This window comes from Nocardia vulneris (assembly GCF_001613425.1).
Taxonomy (GTDB): domain Bacteria; phylum Actinomycetota; class Actinomycetes; order Mycobacteriales; family Mycobacteriaceae; genus Nocardia; species Nocardia vulneris.
The window spans coordinates 248189-266077 of sequence record NZ_BDCI01000036.1; the positions used below are offsets into that span (position 1 = coordinate 248189).

The following is a 17889-nucleotide window of genomic DNA, read 5'->3' on the forward strand; positions in this document are numbered from 1 at the left end:
ACGGGCGGAGTAGTTCCGCCGCGCGCCCGGCCCGGCACGCAGAGGATGTACGTGACGACACAGGAAGCGAGTGCCCCAGTGAGCACCCCGGAGAACGACACACACGACGAGTTCCCGGTCGACGACGCGGTGGCGGAGTCCACCGAGGCCGACGCGACCGTCGAAGACTCCGAGGACGTGGACTCCGAGGTCGCCGAGCCGGCCGCACCCGAAGCTCCTGTCGACGCCGAACCGGCCGACCCGGTCGCCGAGATGAAGGCCGCGCTGCGCCGCGCCCCCGGTGACTGGTACGTCATCCACTCCTACGCCGGCTACGAGAACAAGGTGAAGGCCAACCTCGAGACCCGCGTGCAGAACCTCGATCTCGAGGACTACATCTTCCAGGTCGAGGTGCCGACCGAAGAGGTCACCGAGATCAAGAACGGCCAGCGCAAGAACGTCAACCGCAAGGTGCTGCCCGGTTACATCCTGGTCCGGATGGAGCTCAACGACGAGTCGTGGGGCGCGGTGCGCAACACCCCCGGTGTCACCGGCTTCGTCGGCGCCACCTCGCGGCCGTCCCCGCTGACCCTCGACGACGTGGTGAAGTTCCTGGTCCCGGCCGCGCAGCAGAAGAAGGCGCCGGCCGCCGCGGCCGCGAGCGCCACCGAGTCCGCCGCCGAGTCGGTGGCCAAGCCCGCCATCGAGGTCGATTTCGAGGTCGGCGAGTCGGTGACCGTGATGGACGGCCCGTTCGCGACGCTGCCCGCCAGCATCTCCGAGGTCAACGCCGAGCAGCAGAAGCTCAAGGTGCTCGTCTCGATCTTCGGTCGCGAGACCCCGGTCGAGCTCGGCTTCACCCAGGTTGCGAAGATTTAGACCTGTTACGTCCGCGGCCGGATGACTCTGCCCGGCCGCGGATCGCAACGCCAGCACTTGCAAAGAGCAAGGAAAACAGACACCTAGGAAAGAAAGATGCCCCCCAAGAAGAAGAAGCTCGCCGGGATCATCAAGCTTCAGATCCAGGCCGGCCAGGCGAACCCCGCCCCTCCGGTGGGTCCGGCGCTCGGTCAGCATGGCGTCAACATCATGGAGTTCTGCAAGGCGTACAACGCCGCGACCGAGTCGCAGCGTGGCAACGTCATTCCGGTCGAGATCTCGGTGTACGAGGACCGGTCGTTCGACTTCAAGCTGAAGACCCCGCCCGCCGCCAAGCTGCTGCTCAAGGCCGCCGGTGTGCAGAAGGGCTCGGCTGAGCCGCACCGCAACAAGGTCGCGAAGGTCACCATGGACCAGGTCCGGGAGATCGCCAAGACCAAGCAGGAAGATCTGAACGCCAACGACATCGATCAGGCGGCGAAGATCATCGCGGGTACCGCTCGCTCGATGGGTATCACCGTCGAAGGCTGAGCGTCAGCGCCGGAGGAGGTAGCGCAGCGTAACCACGCAGGCGCAGCGAAGACTTCCATCAGACGCCGCAGGCTGAGCGAAACGCTCACGGTGGGAGGGCCGGCCAGGCCCGATAACCACGGCTGAACCAGACAATTAAGGACAGAGAATCATGGCAAAACGAAGCAAGGCGTATCTCGCCGCGGCCGAGAAGGTCGATCGCGACAAGCTGTACTCCCCGCTGGCCGCCGCGCGGCTGGCCAAGGAGACCGCCACCACCAAGACCGACGCGACCGTCGAGGTCGCCGTGCGTCTCGGTGTGGATCCCCGCAAGGCCGACCAGATGGTCCGCGGCACCGTCAACCTGCCGCACGGCACCGGTAAGACCGCCCGCGTCATCGTGTTCGCCGCCGGCGAGAAGGCCGCCGAGGCCGAGGCCGCCGGTGCCGACGCCGTGGGCGCCGAGGACCTGATCGAGCGGATCCAGGGCGGCTGGCTGGACTTCGACGCCGCGATCGCCACCCCGGACCAGATGGCCAAGGTCGGCCGGATCGCGCGTGTCCTGGGCCCGCGCGGCCTGATGCCGAACCCGAAGACGGGCACGGTCACCACCGATGTGACCAAGGCCGTCAACGACATCAAGGGCGGCAAGATCAACTTCCGCGTCGACAAGCAGGCCAACCTGCACTTCGTGATCGGCAAGGCGTCCTTCGACGACGCCAAGCTGGTGGAGAACTACGGCGCCGCGCTGGACGAGATCCTGCGTGTCAAGCCGTCGACCGCCAAGGGCCGCTACCTGAAGAAGGTGACGGTTTCGACGAACACCGGACCGGGCATCCCGGTGGACCCGAACCGCACCCGCAACCTCCTCGACGAGGACGCGTAAGTAGCACCCTAGTCAGACCGCAAAAGGCGGGAACGCGAATCGCGTTCCCGCCTTTCGCCTTTCGCGGACTATTTCGCCGACGGTCGTCGTTGGTCCTGAGGTGACCGTTGTCCTGCTGATCTCCGGAAGCACGCGCAGTGCCTCGACCAATTCCGCCGCCCTGCGCACGGTGCAGGCGATCGCCCCGGCCGATATCGAAACCCGCTGGTACGACCGACTCGCCGAGCTTCCGGCTTTCAATCCGGACGACGACGGCACCGGGCATCCGTCGGTTCTCGCGCTGCGTGAAGCGCTTTCCGCCGCCGACGCGGTGCTGTTCTGCACGCCGGAATACGCGGGCACCCTGCCCGGCAGCCTCAAGAACCTGCTGGACTGGACCGTCGGCACCGCCGACCTCTACGAAAAGCCCACCGCCTGGCTGACGGTCGCGGTACCCGGTCGCGGTGAAGGTGCGACGGCGACCCTCGCCGGCGTGCTCGGATATGTGGGTGCCACGGTGGATCCCGGTGTTCCGGCCCGGCTGCCGGTGCTGCGTGACGACCTCGGCACGGACGGTCTGGTCGCGACCGCCGAATTCCGCACCGGCGCAGGGGAGTTGCTCCGGCGATTGGTGGCGCAGACGCAGTGATTCCCGCCGGATCCGGCCGGGCGGATCAGGCGGGAATCGGAGACGGTACGGCTATTCGTCGTCGGCCGGCTTCCGCCAGCCCAGCAGCACCGATTCACCGTCCTGCACACCCCAGGGCAGGAAGATCGCCACGATGACGGCGGCGACCACCACCGCCCCGGCCGCCACCAGCGAGGCGGTGTGCGAACCCTCGAGTGCCGCGGATTTCATTGCGACGATGAGATTTTCGCGTTGGCTCTCGAAGAACGGCGCGAGCGGTCGTTTGCGGAGCTCCAGCACGCTCAACGGGCTGGCCTCGACCAAGCCCTTCTCCTTCGCGTTCATCAGGGTGTTCGGAATCGCCTCGAGCCGGGCACTGATCCGGGTCGTGTAGTACGAGGCCACGATCGAGCCGAGCACCGCGACACCGAGGGTGCCGCCGATCTCGCGGGTGGTGTCGTTGACCGCCGAACCCGCGCCCGCCTCATCCAAAGGCAAAGCGCCCATGATGGATTCGGTGGCGGGTCCCTGCGTGATGGCCAGCCCGAGCGCCATGAAGACCATCGAGGGCAGCACGTCGGTGACGTAGCTGCTGTCGACGTCCACCTGTCCGCCCAGGTACAGCCCGAGTCCGGTGATCAGCAGACCGGTCACGATGACCGGCGTGGTGCCGACCTTCTGCGCGAGCATCGTGGCAATGGGCGCGCCGAGGGCCACCGAGAAGGCGAAAGGCAATGAGGCGATACCGAATTCGAGCGGCGTGTATTCGCGCACGCCCTGGAAATACTGGGTGATCAGGAACAGGAAGCCGAACATCGAAAAGTAGCCGATGGCAATGGCCAGGGCGGGCATCGAGAAACGGCGATTGCGGAACAGGCGCATATCGAGAATTGGTGCGCGGGTGCGCAATTCCCACGCGATGAAGGCGGCGAGCAGGACGACGCCCAACGCGGCGGTACCGAGCGTGAGCGTCGAGAGCCAGCCGTTGCGCGGTCCCTCGATGATCGCCCACACGACCAGCGTGATGCCGGTGATGGACAAGACGATGCCGAGCAGGTCGAGCTTGCCGACCTGTGCCGCACGGGATTCCGGCACCCATTTGAGCGTCGCGGCCAGCGCGATCGCGGCCACCGGCACATTGATCCAGAACACCGAGTGCCAGGAGAACTGGGCGAGCAGCCAGCCGCCGGAGATCGGCCCGATGGCGATGGCGAATCCGGCGACCGCGGTCCAGGCCGCGATGGCGAGTGCGCGCTCGCGCTTCTCGGTGAAGATGTTGATGATCAGCGCGAGGGTGGCGGGAAAGACCGCGGCGGCGAAGATGCCCATGGCGGCGCGCGCGGCGATGACCTGGGTCATGGATTCCGACAGCGCGCCCGCGACCGACATGACGGCCACGCCGACCAGGCCGATCATCATCACGCGGCGGCGGCCATAGCGGTCGCCGAGATTGCCGAAGGCCAGCAGCAGGCCGGCGAAGGTCAGGGTGAACGCGTCGACAACCCACTGCAGGCTGCTGACACCGGCCGAGAGCTGCACTCCGATGGACGGTAGGGCCACGTTGACCAGGGTGTTGTCGAGCATGACCAACAGTTCGGCCATGCAGATCACGGCGAGGGCGAGATACCGCTGGGAACGTCGTTCCAGCAGCACCGGTGGATCGACTATGGAGGTTGCCATAGTTGTGCAGTCAAACAGGTTAATGTCACTCCGCGTAACACTTGTAAGGCGCGATTTCGCCCACATTCATGACTGAAATGTGAGCTGGGACACGCTGATTCGCCCGGTCGTGGTGAGTTGTCGCCCTGTGTCCATGCTGTTCTGGCGACAGGGCCCACCCCGTTTTGGCAGATGGCGGGTGGTCCGGGTACATTGGACGGCAGTCATCGACGAGTTCGATCACTACCCAATCCGTTCTACCGAAGACCGTTGGTCGTCGAGCCCGCATGGGTTCGATCGAAGGTCCGGCGACATTGCCGGCGGCCCACGCAGGGAGAACCGAGGCTGGGGAACCCGATCCGGGCCATCGCGCCGGGATCGATGATTCCTGTTGCGCCCCGGAACGCCTTGCGTCCGGGGCGTTTGTTTTGTCGCCGTCCCTGATCGGTAGTTCGACACGAACCGACCATCAGAGAGGAGGCGAAGTATGGCGAAACCCGAGAAGGTCACTGCGGTCGAGGAGATCGCGGAGCAGTTCAAGAGCTCGACGGCCACCGTTGTCACGGAATACCGTGGCCTGTCGGTCGGCAAGCTCACCGAGCTGCGGCGCGCGCTCGGCGCCGGAGCCACGTACTCCGTCGCCAAGAACACCCTGGTCAAGCGTGCCGCCGCCGAGGCGGGCGTGGAAGGTCTCGACGAGCTGTTCGTCGGCCCGACCGCGATCACGTTCATCAGCGGTGAGCCCGTCGACGCCGCGAAGGCCCTCAAGACCTTCGCGAAGGACAACAAGGCGCTCATCATCAAGGGCGGCTACATGGACGGCGCCGCGCTGTCCGTGGCCGAGGTCGAGAAGATCGCCGACCTGGAGTCCCGCGAGGTCCTGCTGGCCAAGCTGGCCGGTGCGATGAAGGGCAACATGGCCAAGGCCGCCGGTCTGTTCAACGCTCCCGCCTCGCAGGTGGCCCGCCTGGCCGCCGCGCTCGTGGAGAAGAAGCAGGCCGAATCCGGTGGCGAAACCGCTGCCGCTGAATAACCCCGGCGCGGCCTGGGCGTCAGGCCCGGAGGCGGCAGCCTGCGTAACTACGCAGGGCCCGCGCAGGTCGCAAATCGGACGCGGGGTGATTCGCGCGCGATTCGCCCTCGAAGACAACAACTACCGAAAGGAACAACATCATGGCCAACGTTGACGAACTGCTCGAGACCTTCGGCAACATGACCCTGCTCGAGCTGTCGGACTTCGTCAAGAAGTTCGAGGAGAAGTTCGAGGTCACCGCGGCTGCTCCGGTCGCCGTCGCCGCTGTGGGTGGCGCTGCCGCTCCGGCCGACGCCGCCGAAGAGCAGGACGAGTTCGACGTCATCCTCGAGGGTGCGGGCGACAAGAAGATCCAGGTCATCAAGGTGGTCCGCGAGATCGTCTCCGGCCTGGGCCTGAAGGAAGCCAAGGACCTGGTCGAGGGTGCCCCGAAGCCGATCCTGGAGAAGGTCGCCAAGGAGGCCGCCGAGGCTGCCAAGGCGAAGCTGGAAGAAGCCGGCGCCAAGGTCTCGGTCAAGTAATTCCGACCGATATCGCCGACGGGCGGTCCCCCTCTCGGGGGACCGCCCGTTTGCTATTTACGAAGTCCTTCGCCAACAATCCGGAAATTGCGAGTGAAACGAGGTTACTCTTCAGTCAGGTTGGGGTGTGCCCCGTCTCGGTCATGAGATACAGTGGCCGAACCCACTGTGACGTGACACACCGCGGAACCCAGCACGCGGTTCGCCGGTGGGCTGCTCGCTGAATAATTCTGGAGGTTGGCGTGGGCGTCGAGGTCAGGACCGAGGGTGTTACGAAGTCCTTCGGTTCGCAGCGAATTTGGCAGGACGTCTCCCTGACGCTGCCGTCCGGTGAGGTCAGCGCGCTGCTCGGCCCGTCGGGTACCGGTAAGTCGGTGTTCCTGAAGTCGCTGATCGGACTACTGCGCCCCGAGCGTGGCTCCATTTATATCGGCGATACGGACATCACCACGTGCTCCAACAAGGAGCTCTACGAGATCCGCAAACTTTTTGGCGTGCTGTTCCAGGACGGCGCGCTGTTCGGTTCGATGAACCTCTTCGACAATGTCGCCTTCCCGTTGCGCGAGCACACGAAGAAGTCCGAATCCGACATCAAGAAGATCGTCATGGAGAAGCTCGAGCTGACCGGTCTGCTCGGCGCCGAGGGCAAGCTGCCCGGCGAGATCTCCGGCGGTATGCGCAAGCGGGCCGGCCTCGCCCGCGCCCTGGTGCTCGACCCGCAGATCATCCTCGTCGACGAGCCGGACTCCGGCCTCGACCCGGTACGCACCTCGTACCTGAGCCAGCTGCTGATCGATATCAACGCACAGATCGACGCCACGATTCTGATCGTCACGCACAACATCAACCTGGCCCGCACCGTGCCGGACAACATCGGCATGCTGTTCCGGCGTCAGCTGGTCATGTTCGGTCCGCGCGAGGTGCTGCTCACCTCCGAGGAGCCGGTGGTCAAGCAGTTCCTCAACGGCCGCATGCAGGGTCCGATCGGCATGTCCGAGGAGAAGGACGAGGCCCAGATGGCGCGCGAGCAAGCGATGTTCGACGCCGGCCATCACCACGGCGGCGCCGAAGAGGTCGAGGGCATCATTCCGCAGATGCAGGCGACCCCCGGCATGCCGGTGCGCCAGGCCGTGCTGCGCCGCAAGGAGCGCGTCCGCGAGATCATGCACACCCTGCCGCACGCGGCTCAGGTTGCGATTCGGGAATCACTTGCGCAGAACGACGACACGCAGGTGATGGCCTATAACAACAGCGACCTCGGCAGTTACCAGAGCGGCGCGTACGACACCACGACTAGACCAAACCCAACTAACGGGTAACATCTGCGATCGTGAATTCCTCCCTGGCGCGATTGCGGACTCCACTGGAGTCGGGGTTCGGCCAGGCCGGCAACATTTTTGCGCTGTTCCTCGATGTGCTGCGCAAGACGTTCCGCCGGCCGTTCGAGTGGCGAGAGTTCATCGAGCAGTCGTGGTTCATCGCGAGTGTCTCGATCCTCCCCAGCGCACTGGTGGCTATCCCGTTCGGTGCCGTTGTCGCGTTGCAGACCGGTTCGTTGATCAAGCAGCTCGGCGCCGAATCGTTCACCGGCGCAACGAGCGTGCTCGCCACCGTGCAGCAGGCGGCGCCGGTCGTCACGTCGCTGATCATCGCGGGCGCGGCCGGTTCGGCGGTGGCCGCCGATCTCGGCTCGCGCACCATCCGTGAGGAGATCGACGCGCTCGAGGTGCTCGGCATCGATCCGATCCGCAAGCTGGTGGTGCCCCGAGTGCTCGGCATGGCCCTGGTCGCGCTGCTGTTGAACGGCCTGGTCTCGGTGGTGGGTATCGCCGGCGGTTACTTCTTCAACGTGCTGTTGCAGGGCGGTACCCCGGGCGCCTATCTGGCCTCGTTCTCCGCGCTGGCCCAGCTGCCCGACCTGTGGATCGGCGAGATCAAGGCGCTGATATTCGGCGTGATCGCCGGCGTGATCGCCGCGTACAAGGGGTTGCATCCGAAAGGGGGCCCGAAAGGAGTAGGTGAAGCGGTGAACCAATCCGTGGTGATCACGTTCTTGGTGCTGTTCTTCGTGAACCTCATCCTGACGCTGGTGTACCTGCAGGTCGTCCCCGCCAAGGGCGCCTGACCGGTGGCCACCCAGTACCGCAACCCTGCTCTCGCCAAATCGCTTCGCCGGGCGGGAAATATCGCACGGTCACCGCTGAAGGTGATCGACCGGGCGGGCGAGCAGATGTCGTTCTACTCGCGCGCCATCGCCTGGATTCCGCGCACCGCCGTGCACTACCGCAAGGAGGTCATGCGGCTGCTGGCCGAGGTGACCTTCGGCAGCGGCGCGCTCGCGGTGATCGGCGGCACCATCGGCGTCATCGTGTTCATGTCCGGGTCGGTCGGCGTCGTGGTCGGCCTGCAGGGTTTCAAGGCCCTCGACGCGCTCGGCAGCTCTGTGCTCACCGGCTTCCTCACCGCCTACATCAACACCCGCGAGATCGCGCCGCTGGTCGCGGCTTTGGCGCTCTCGGCGACGGTGGGCTGTGGTTTCACCGCGCAGCTCGGCGCCATGCGGATCTCCGAGGAGATCGACGCGCTCGAGGTGATGGCCGTGCCCGGTGTGCCGTTCCTGGTCACCACCCGCGTGATCGCCGGCTTCCTCGCGGTCATCCCGCTCTACATCGTCGGCCTGCTCGGCACCTTCCTGGCGTCCCGGATGATCAGCATCTGGTTCAACGGGCAGTCCAGCGGGTCCTACGACCACTACTTCAGCCTGTTCCTACCACCGGAAGACGTGCTCTATTCGTTCTTGAAGGTGCTGGTCTTCGCCTTCGTGATCATCATGGTGCACTGCTACTACGGCTTCCACGCCACCGGCGGACCCGCGGGCGTCGGCGTCGCGGTCGGTCGCGCGGTGCGCGCCGCGATCGTGCTGGTGAACGTGCTCGACTTCTTCCTGAGCCTGGCGATCTGGGGGACGACCACGACGGTGCGGGTGGCGGGATGAACCGCGTACAGGTGTGGCGCTCGACCGAGAAGCTTCGGGTGCGACTGCTCGGCATCGCCTTCTTCGTGGTGGTCGCGCTGTTCCTGGCGACCACCATCGCGATCTACAACAAGCAGTTCGTGAAGACCGTCGACGTCGACCTGGTGACCGACAGCGTGGGCAACGCGCTGACCAAGAACGCGGATGTGAAGGTCCGCGGCGTCACGGTCGGCGAGGTGCGCTCCAGCCGTTCGGACAACGGCAAGGTGACCTTGAACCTGGCCATCCAGCCGGACAAGGCCGACCAGATCCCGTCCAACGCGACCGCGCGCCTGCTGCCCAAGACCCTGTTCGGCGAGCGCTATGTGGATCTGATGATCCCGGCCGAGCGCAGCGCGACGCATCTGACCAACGGCGTGACGTTGCAACAGGACAAGAGCGGCAACGCGATCGAGCTGAGCAAGCTGCTCGACGATCTGATGCCGCTGCTGCAGGCGATTCCGCCGCAGGATCTCGCCGCCACCCTAGGCGCGCTTTCCCAGGCGCTGTCGGGTCAGGGTCTCGCGCTCGGCGAGAGCGTGGACAAGCTCGACACCATCTTCCGCGAGGTCAACGGCGTGCTGCCGGATCTGCAGGACGACCTGCGCAGCTTCGCCACGGTGGCGGCCACCTATTCCGACGCGGCGCCGCGGCTGGTGCAGGCGCTGGACAACCTGCGCACCACCAACGCGACCATCGTGCAGCGCCGCTGGGACATCGACTCGCTGTATGCCGTGCTGACGCCGACCTCGTCGGACACCGCCGATTTCTTGGTGGCCAACCGCGACAACATCATCGATCTGGCCGCGGACTCGCGCCCGCTGCTGGAGGACCTGGCCACCTACTCGCCGACCTTCCCGTGCGCGATGGCGAACTTCGCGCAGCTCAAGCCGCGCATCGACCGGATCCTCGGCAAGGGGGAGGCCCAGCCCGGGTCGCGGGTGACCATCGAGCTGACCAACAACCGCGGCAAGTACCTGCCCAACCAGGACGAGCCGCGGTGGCTGGACACCCGTGGGCCGTGGTGCATTCCGGAGAAGCCGCTCGGCGTCGATCCGGGGCAGTACACCACCGGCGGTCCGAGCAACGACGGCTCCTACGCCGTTCCCAGCCGCAACCCCGGCGATATCAACGCGGGGCAGATGTCGCCGCCGCAGTACGGCGTGTACCCCGCGGGCAATGTCGCGACCATCGCCGGTTCGCCCATGGAGCAGCAGTCGCTGGGCGCGATCTACGGTGCGGCCCAAGGCGTTTCGCCTGACCAGGTGCCGAGCTGGGTGACCAGGGCCGGTGCGCCCGCGTTCCGCGGCAGCGAGGTGAGCGTCCGATGAACGCGTTCAAGCAGCAGATGCGCGGCCTCGGCGGGCCGCTCACCAAATTGATCATCTTCGTCATCGTGACGCTGTTCGCGACGACGGTGCTCGCGCTGTCCATCGCGAACTACAGCGGCGGCGGTACCGCGTTCAAGGCCCGGTTCACCGACGTCACCTCGCTGAACCCGGGCGACGAGGTGCGCGTCGCGGGCGTGCGGGTCGGCAAGGTCACCGATGTCTCGATCGTGGACAAACGGCTGGCCGAGGTGAAATTCGAACTGGCCGACCGCGATTGGCTGCCGGCCTCGACCATCGCCACCATCCGGTACCGGAACCTGGTCGGTCAGCGCTACATCGCGCTCGAGCAGGGCACCGGAGAACAGGGCCGCAAGCTCAACAAGGGCGGCACCATTCCGCTGGAGCACACCCGTCCCGCGCTGAACCTCACCACGCTGTTCAACGGTTTCCGCCCGCTGTTCCGGACGCTGACCGCCGACGACGTGAACAAGCTCTCGTTCGAGATCATCCAGGTGTTCCAGGGAGAGCAGGGCACCATCCACGATCTGGTGACCACCACCGCGAGCCTGACCAACAAGATCGCGGACAAGGACGCCGTGATCGGTGAGCTGGTGCGCAACCTGACCGCGGTGCTCGACACCGTGAACCAGCGCGACGATCAGTTCGATCAGCTCATCGTCAATACCGAAGCCCTGGTCAGCGGGCTGTCCGCGGAACGCGACACCATCGGCCGCTCGGTCACCTCGCTCGGCAATCTGGCCTCGGCCACCGGCGATCTGCTGGTCCCGGTGCGGCCCACCCTGCAGGGCTCGATCGCCGGACTGAGCCAGCTCACCGGCACGCTCAACGAGCGCAAGGACGAGGTCAACGAGGCTTTGACGAACCTGCCGCTGAAGATGGAAAAGCTCGGGCGGGTGGGCAGTTACGGCTCCTGGTTCCAGTTCTACCTGTGCGGTATCGACATCGTGGTCGGGCCGGGCGCGGTGGACGCGCCGCAGCTCAACCTGCCCGCCGGGCTGCCCACGATCAACCAGCCGCTGTACACCAACGCCGCGCCGCGCTGCTCCGGGAAGGCCCGCTGATGGACGACCGCGTATTGCTCGGACGCCGCAGCCCCGCCTTCCTGGGCGTGCTCGGACTGGTGCTGGTGCTGCTGGTGACGATGTCGGCCTTCTTCTTGGACCGGCTGCCGATCATCGGCGCGGGCACCAAATACACCGCCGAGTTCTCCGAGGCGGCCGGCCTGAAGAAGGGCAACGAGGTCCGGATCGCGGGCGTCAAGGTCGGTGCGGTGGACGACGTCCGGCTCGACGGCGCCAAAGTGCTCGTCGATTTCCGGACCCAGAACGCCTGGATCGGCAGCGAGACCACCGCCTCGATCCAGATCAAGACGGTGCTCGGGCAGAAGTATCTGGCGCTGGACCCGAAGGGTTCCGGCACCGCCGACCCGAGTAAGCGAATCCCGTTGTCGCGCACCGTCGCTCCGTACGACGTGGTGGACGCGTTCACCGACGCCGCGAAGAACATCGACCAGATCGACACCGCTCAGCTGGCCACCAGCATGCGGGTGCTCTCCGACGCGTTCGCGACCACGCCGCCGGAGATCCGCGGTTCCATCGACGGCGTCGCCCGGCTCTCGGAGACGCTGGCCAAGCGGGACGAGCAGCTCAAGAAGCTGTTCGCGGCGACCAGGCAGACCACCCAGGTGCTGGCCGATCGCAACGCGGAATTCGAGCGCCTGCTCAGCTCGGGCGGGCAGTTGCTGACCGAGCTGAACATTCGGCAGCAGTCCATCGCGCAGCTGCTCGACGGCGCCAAGACCGTGTCTGCCGAGCTCACCGCCCTGGTGCACGACAACGAGGAGCAGATCGGCCCGGCGCTGAAGAACCTGCGCGGCTCGATCGATCTGCTGAATGCCAACCAGCAGAACATCTCCAAGACCTTGGAGCTCGCGGCGCCGTTCTACGGCATCTACGCCAACGTGCTCGGCACCGGCCGCTGGTTCGACGCGGTGATCGTGAACCTGATTCCGCCCGCACTGCCCGATATCCCCGGCAACCGTCCGCCGATCCGCACCATGGGAGGTAACTGACATGGCGGATCGGCTGACCGCGCTGCGGAATTCGGGCCGGGGGACCAAGGTCGCGATCGCGCTCGTTCTGGTGGCCGTGCTGATCGTGGTGGGGGTGCTGTGGTGGCTGTTCGATCGGATGACCACCACCAAGATCACCGCGTACTTCGATCGTTCGGTAGGCATCTACGAGGGTTCGGACGTGCGGATCCTCGGTGTCCCGGTCGGTTCGGTGGATTCGGTCGAACCGCAGGGTGATCAGGTCAAGATCGTGATGAGCGTCGATCGGCGCTTCGATGTGCCCGCCGACGCGCGGGCCGCGCAGATCACGCCCTCGATCGTGTCCGACCGCTACATCCAGCTCACCCCGGTGTACACCGGCGGGCCGAAAATGCCGCGCACGGCGACCATCGCGCGCGATCGTACGGTCACTCCGGTCGAGGTCGACCAGCTGTACAAGAGCATCACCGAACTCTCGGATGCGTTGGGCCCCAACGGTGCCAACAAAGAGGGTGCGGTCAACGACCTGGTCCGGACGGGCGCGGCGAACCTCGACGGCAACGGGGAAGCGCTGGCCAACAGCCTCACCCAGCTGTCCAAGGCGGCCAAGTACCTGTCCGACGCGCGCGGCGACATCTTCGACACGGTCAAGAATCTGCAGACCTTCGTCACCATGCTGGCCCGCAACGACGCGCAGGTGCGCCAGTTCAACGTCCAGCTCGCCGATCTGTCCAGCTTCCTCGCGAACGAGCGCGACGATCTCGGCGCCGCGCTGAACCTGCTGTCCGTCGCGCTCGGCGACGTCGCCCGGTTCATCGACAACAACCGTGAGCTGATCGCCAGCAATGCCGAGGGGCTGACCCAGCTCACCGAGACGCTGGCCAAACAGCGTGACGATCTGGCCGCGGCCCTGCCGGTGCTGCCGGTGGCGCTGAGCAACCTGATCAACATCCACAACGCCGAATCCGGCACCCTCGACATGCGGGCCAACTTCACCGATCTGCAGGATCCGTTCGGCGTGATGTGCAAGCTGGTCGACGTGTCCAAGCTGCGGCCGGGCGATCCGCAATTCGAGGCACTGGGCCGGCAGATGCGCCCGATCCTGGAGCACTGCCAGGAGATCTCCGATCAGATCACCGCGGGTGTGAAGACGCCGACGCTGATTTTGCCGTTCGGCATTCTCAGCAACGAGAACCAGCAGCGCGCTCCGGTGCCCGGCACCGTGCCCGGCACGCCGTCGGACCAGCTGCCGCCGTCCCAGGGAGGTGCGCGGTGAGTAGCCGAATCCGTTCCGTCACAAGGGGTTTCGGTATCGCGCTGGCGACCGGGCTGGCCGCCGCGCTGGTCACCTCGTGCGCGTCCGACGGCATCTACAGCGTCCCGCTGCCCGGCGGCGCGGATGTCGGCGACCATCCGATGCGCATCGACATCCAGTTCGACGACGTGCTCGATCTGGTGCCGCAGTCTGCGGTCAAGGTGGAGGGCGTGCCGGTCGGCCGGGTGGAAGAGATCACCATCGGCAAGGACCAGTGGACCGCGACGGTGCGCACCGTGGTGAACTCCGCGGTGGACCTGCCCGACAACGCGCACGCCGAAGTGCGGCAGTCGAACCTGCTGGGCGAGAAGTTCATCGAGCTGTCCAAGCCCGCCGATCCGGCTACCGCGAAGCTGCGCGACGGTGCGGTGATCACCGTCGATCGCACCCGGCACGCCACCGAGATCGAGCAGGTGCTCGGCGCGATGTCGTTGCTGCTCAACGGTGGTGGTGTCGCCCAGCTGCAACCGATCGTCACGGAACTGAACAAAACCCTCGGCGGACGGGAGGAGCGGGTGCGCTCGCTGCTCGATCAAGCCAACACGCTGATCAAGGGTCTCGACGATCAGGTCAACGACATCACGCGGGCGCTCGACGGCCTCGACGTGCTCAGCAGCCGGGTCAGTCAGCAGACCGAGCAGATCGGCAAGATCCTCGACGAACTGCCCGAGGGCGTGCAGATCCTGGAGCAGCAGCGACCCCAGCTCGTCGGTCTGCTGACCCAGCTGGATCGGGTGGGGCAGGCCGGTTTCGACGTGCTCGACCACTCGAAAGACGATCTGATCCGCGATCTCACCTCGTTGCGTCCGACGCTGCAGGAACTCGGCAAGTCCGCACCGGATCTGGTCACCGCGTTCCCGCTGATCCCGACCTATCCGTTCCCGGACTCCACGTTGGAATCCACCTTCGGCGGTTCGGTGAACACCTGGCTGTCGGTGGATCAGCAGATCGGCGTCACGCTGAGCAATCTCGGTGTGGGCAAACCGAATCCGGAGTACATCCCGCCCACCTTCGGTCCGCAGGTGCCGGTGAATCCGACCAACCCGTACTACAACGGCAACGGCCCGCGTGCGGGCTGGCCGACGATCTCGATCCTGCCGTTGCCGCCGAACATGGCCCAGCCGCCCGCGCCGGGCGTGCCGCCGAACCCGGTCGGGGCGATTCTGGAGCAACTGGGAGTGGGTGGTCCGCGATGACGAAGTTGGTGCGCTGGCAGCTGCTCGCGTTCGTGGTCGTCGCGGTGGTCGGCGTGGTGTTCGTCGGCGCCAAGTACATCCGGCTCGACCATATGCTCGGTTTCGGCCAATACGGCGTGAAAGTGCAGGCAGACCAGACCGGCGGCATCTACAAGGGCGCCGAGGTGACCTATCGCGGCGTGCCGGTCGGCCGGGTCGGCACCCTGGAGCTGACCGGCGACGGCGTGCTGATGAATCTGATCATCGACTCGGATTCGCCGGAGATCCCCGCGTCCGCGAAAGCCGTGGTCGCCAACCGGTCCGCGATCGGTGAGCAATACGTCGACCTGCAGCCGGACACCGATTCGGGGCCCTACCTGCGCGACGGCTCGGTGATCACCTCGGCCACCACGCCGGTGCCGGTGCAGCAGCTGGTCGCCAGCGTGGACACGTTCACCCGCTCGGTCGATCTCGCCGCGCTGAACACCACCGTGCGCGAACTCGGCAAGGCGTTCAACGGCAAGGGCGACGACCTGCAGGTCTTCGTCGATTCGCTGAACAAGTTCACCACCACGTTCAACGAGACGCTGCCGCAGACCATTCAGCTGATCCGGGACGGCAAGGTCGCGCTCGGCACCCAGGCCGAGCAGTCCGACGCGATCCGTCAGTTCAGCGACGGGTTGGACAAACTCACCGCGCAGCTGCGCTCCAGCGATCCGGATATCCGCAGGTTGATCGGTACCGGCAACGACGCGGGCCAGCAGATCGGCGCGCTGCTGCACGAGAGCGGCGGCGCGCTCACCCAGGACCTGGGTAACCTGCGTCAGCTGCTGCTGGCGATCTCGCCCAAATTCTTTGCGATCCGCCCGCTGCTGCAGATGATCCCGCAGCTCTCGATCGGCGGCTCGTCCACCGCGCCCGGCGACGGCACCACCCACTTCGGGCTCGTGCTGGAAACCAACAATCCGCCCGCCTGTACTGTCGGGTACGAGGGAACGCAGCGGATTCTCGAGCAGATGAAGGCGCAGAATCCCGATTTCGACGACACCCGCGACGAGTTCCCGTTCAACAAGGATGCGAAATGCCTTGTGCCGCAGGGTAACCCGACTGCGGTGCGCGGCGGCGAGCGGGCCGCGCTCGCCGATCCGAACATCGTGCAGCCCTGGGACAACACCCCCAAGACCGATCCGGAACGGCTCGACCTGAGCCCGATCGCCATCCAGATGGCCACCCTGATGGGCGTCACGGCGAAGCGGTGACCGGACCGACGACGTTAGGTGAATACGCGTGAGCGAAGCGAAGGAATTTTCGAGGCGTAGCAGTGAGTGATGTGGACACGGCGGACGCGGCGCAGGCCGAGGGGGCTGCTGCCGTGGACATGAAAAAGGACAAGAAGGACACAGCTCCGGATTCGGGTGCGCGGGCCGGGTCCGGGATCTGGCGCACTCTCGTGCTGGCCGGCTCCGCCGTGCTGCTGGTCGTCGCCCTGGTCGCCGCCGTCTGGTTCGGCGCGGGCTGGATCCGTGCCGCGGTCAGCGACGCCCCGCGCGCGGACGCCCGCGACAACGCCCTCGACGCCGCCCGCCAGGCCGCGCTCAACATGACCTCGATGAACCTCGACGACGTGCCGGGCTCGCTCGCACTGGCCCGCTCCTCGATGACCGGCGCGCTGCTCGAGTCGGCGGAGAAGAACAAGGATCAGGCCGAGCAGCTCGCGAAGCAGACGAACGTCGGCATGACCGCCAAGGTGCTCGGCGCCGCCGTGACCACGCTGAACAGCGAAAAGGACAAGGCTTCGGCGCTGGTGGTGCTGCAGGTGACCGAGCTCGGCAAGGACAAGCCGCCGGCCGAATACCGCTACACCTGGAACGTCGACGTCGCCAAGACGGGCGAGGTGTGGAAGGCCGAGCAGATCTCCTCGCTGAGCCAGCCGGTGCTGCTCAGCGGTGGACAGGGCCAGTCGCCGCAGCCGCCCGCCGGTGCTGCACCGCCGGCCGAGCAGCCGCCCGCCGCGCCGAAACCGGGATCGTAGGAGCGACATCATGACTTCTCGTAAACCGGTCAACCGGCTCACGCCCAAGCGGCAACCCGGCGCGGAACAGCAGTCGCGAACCAGTGCGTCGCGCACCGGCACGCCGCGCAACACGCCGGTCCGCAAGCCGCGCGTGACGGGTACCGCCCGTCCGGTCGGCAAGCGGCAGGCGCGTGCGGAACAACGCCCCGAGCCCGCCCGTGCTCGCACGGCACGGGTCCGCCCGCCGCGTACGCCGCGAGCAGGCCGTTCGTTCTGGACCCTGGTCGCGGGCTGCCTGATCGCCGCGGTGTTGCTCGGCGGATTCGCGGTGGTTGCCGCGCTGCGCCCGGGTGTGGACGACTCGAACCGGGCCTTCGTCGACAACAAGACCACCGAAGAGGTGCGGGCGGCCGCCGACCACGCGTTGCAGACCGTCTACGCCTACGACGTGAAGAACATCGACGGGTACCGGGACGCGGCCCGGCAGGTGCTCACCGGCAAGATGCTCGCCGATCTCGACAAGTACGCCGACACCACCATCTCGGCGGTGAAGCAGGCGCAGACGAGCGCGGATGCCAAGGCCGATCCGATCGGCGTGACCTTGCTCGCCGACGATCGGGCCGAACTGCTGGTCAACCTGGTGGTCAGCGCGACCAAGAACGGCGTGGCGCAGCAGAGTGTCGCAGGTCCGATCGTGCTGCACATGCAGAAGGTGGGCGATCGCTGGCTGGCCAGCGACATCGTCGACCAGTGATCGGTCCCTCTCGCGCCTACTTGACGAGTTTCGCCCGACCAGTCACGCTATTCACAACAGCGGCAGCTGTCACAGTGGGTTCCTAGCGCCCCGTCGTCCTCGACGCAGCCAGCGATTCGGACACGGCGCGCCAGCCACGTGA

General features: G+C 66.3%; 18 protein-coding genes. 17 read left to right on the plus strand and 1 reads right to left on the minus strand.

What is annotated here, in order from left to right; genetic code table 11:
- The first annotated feature begins 78 nt into the window (after positions 1 to 78).
- From nusG to NVU01S_RS33120, 4 genes are all read left to right on the plus strand, one after another.
- Positions 79 to 858, plus strand: a complete 780-nt coding sequence (gene nusG, locus NVU01S_RS33105; RefSeq protein ID WP_043674511.1) for a transcription termination/antitermination protein NusG — start codon at positions 79 to 81, stop codon at positions 856 to 858.
- Positions 859 to 954: 96 nt separating this feature from the next.
- Positions 955 to 1389: a 50S ribosomal protein L11 gene (gene rplK, locus NVU01S_RS33110; RefSeq protein ID WP_014988496.1), complete on the plus strand. Its 435-nt coding sequence runs from the start codon at positions 955 to 957 to the stop codon at positions 1387 to 1389.
- Positions 1390 to 1540: 151 nt separating this feature from the next.
- Complete coding sequence (gene rplA, locus NVU01S_RS33115) at positions 1541 to 2254, plus strand: 50S ribosomal protein L1 (RefSeq protein ID WP_014988495.1); 714 nt, start codon at positions 1541 to 1543, stop codon at positions 2252 to 2254.
- A gap of 100 nt (positions 2255 to 2354) precedes the next feature.
- A complete protein-coding gene (locus tag NVU01S_RS33120) occupies positions 2355 to 2882 on the plus strand; it encodes an NADPH-dependent FMN reductase (protein WP_043674508.1) in 528 nt (175 codons plus the stop codon).
- A 51-nt stretch (positions 2883 to 2933) separates the two neighbouring features.
- On the opposite strand, the gene NVU01S_RS33125 is transcribed toward NVU01S_RS33120, so the two are convergent.
- The gene (locus NVU01S_RS33125) at positions 2934 to 4541 is read right to left on the minus strand and encodes an MFS transporter (protein WP_052280855.1); all 1608 of its coding nucleotides are present in this window, start codon (positions 4539 to 4541) and stop codon (positions 2934 to 2936) included.
- Positions 4542 to 5007: 466 nt separating this feature from the next.
- Here NVU01S_RS33125 and rplJ point away from each other — a divergent pair, with 466 nt between their 5' ends.
- The 13 genes from rplJ (at position 5008) to NVU01S_RS33190 (ending at position 17747) form a co-directional block, all read left to right on the plus strand.
- Positions 5008 to 5553: a 50S ribosomal protein L10 gene (gene rplJ / locus NVU01S_RS33130; protein WP_014988492.1), complete on the plus strand. Its 546-nt coding sequence runs from the start codon at positions 5008 to 5010 to the stop codon at positions 5551 to 5553.
- A 140-nt stretch (positions 5554 to 5693) separates the two neighbouring features.
- On the plus strand, positions 5694 to 6074 hold the full coding sequence (gene rplL, locus NVU01S_RS33135; RefSeq protein WP_014988491.1) for a 50S ribosomal protein L7/L12: 381 nt from the start codon (positions 5694 to 5696) through the stop codon (positions 6072 to 6074).
- A 242-nt stretch (positions 6075 to 6316) separates the two neighbouring features.
- A complete protein-coding gene (locus tag NVU01S_RS33140) occupies positions 6317 to 7393 on the plus strand; it encodes an ABC transporter ATP-binding protein (RefSeq protein ID WP_014988490.1) in 1077 nt (358 codons plus the stop codon).
- Positions 7394 to 7404: 11 nt separating this feature from the next.
- Complete coding sequence (locus tag NVU01S_RS33145; RefSeq protein WP_014988489.1) at positions 7405 to 8199, plus strand: MlaE family ABC transporter permease; 795 nt, start codon at positions 7405 to 7407, stop codon at positions 8197 to 8199.
- A 105-nt stretch (positions 8200 to 8304) separates the two neighbouring features.
- Entirely contained in the window at positions 8305 to 9069 is a 765-nt protein-coding gene (locus NVU01S_RS33150) for an ABC transporter permease (RefSeq protein WP_226887528.1), read from the plus strand.
- Positions 9066 to 10418 (plus strand): MCE family protein, encoded by a 1353-nt coding sequence (locus NVU01S_RS33155; protein ID WP_043674503.1) that lies wholly within the window; start codon positions 9066 to 9068, stop codon positions 10416 to 10418. Before NVU01S_RS33150 ends, NVU01S_RS33155 begins: the two co-directional genes overlap by 4 nt.
- 17 nt (positions 10419 to 10435) lie before the next feature.
- Positions 10436 to 11500: an MCE family protein gene (locus tag NVU01S_RS33160; protein WP_043674650.1), complete on the plus strand. Its 1065-nt coding sequence runs from the start codon at positions 10436 to 10438 to the stop codon at positions 11498 to 11500.
- The gene (locus NVU01S_RS33165) at positions 11500 to 12510 is read left to right on the plus strand and encodes an MCE family protein (protein WP_043674500.1); all 1011 of its coding nucleotides are present in this window, start codon (positions 11500 to 11502) and stop codon (positions 12508 to 12510) included. The genes NVU01S_RS33160 and NVU01S_RS33165 overlap by 1 nt, the downstream gene beginning before the upstream one ends.
- A gap of 1 nt (position 12511) precedes the next feature.
- Positions 12512 to 13765: an MCE family protein gene (locus NVU01S_RS33170; protein WP_043674497.1), complete on the plus strand. Its 1254-nt coding sequence runs from the start codon at positions 12512 to 12514 to the stop codon at positions 13763 to 13765.
- On the plus strand, positions 13762 to 15000 hold the full coding sequence (locus tag NVU01S_RS33175; RefSeq protein WP_082032163.1) for an MCE family protein: 1239 nt from the start codon (positions 13762 to 13764) through the stop codon (positions 14998 to 15000). Before NVU01S_RS33170 ends, NVU01S_RS33175 begins: the two co-directional genes overlap by 4 nt.
- Positions 14997 to 16238 (plus strand): MCE family protein, encoded by a 1242-nt coding sequence (locus NVU01S_RS33180; protein ID WP_014988482.1) that lies wholly within the window; start codon positions 14997 to 14999, stop codon positions 16236 to 16238. The genes NVU01S_RS33175 and NVU01S_RS33180 overlap by 4 nt, the downstream gene beginning before the upstream one ends.
- Positions 16239 to 16300: 62 nt before the next feature.
- The gene (locus NVU01S_RS33185) at positions 16301 to 17011 is read left to right on the plus strand and encodes a hypothetical protein (RefSeq protein WP_082032162.1); all 711 of its coding nucleotides are present in this window, start codon (positions 16301 to 16303) and stop codon (positions 17009 to 17011) included.
- A gap of 10 nt (positions 17012 to 17021) precedes the next feature.
- On the plus strand, positions 17022 to 17747 hold the full coding sequence (locus NVU01S_RS33190) for a hypothetical protein (RefSeq protein ID WP_043674495.1): 726 nt from the start codon (positions 17022 to 17024) through the stop codon (positions 17745 to 17747).
- Positions 17748 to 17889: the final 142 nt, after the last annotated feature.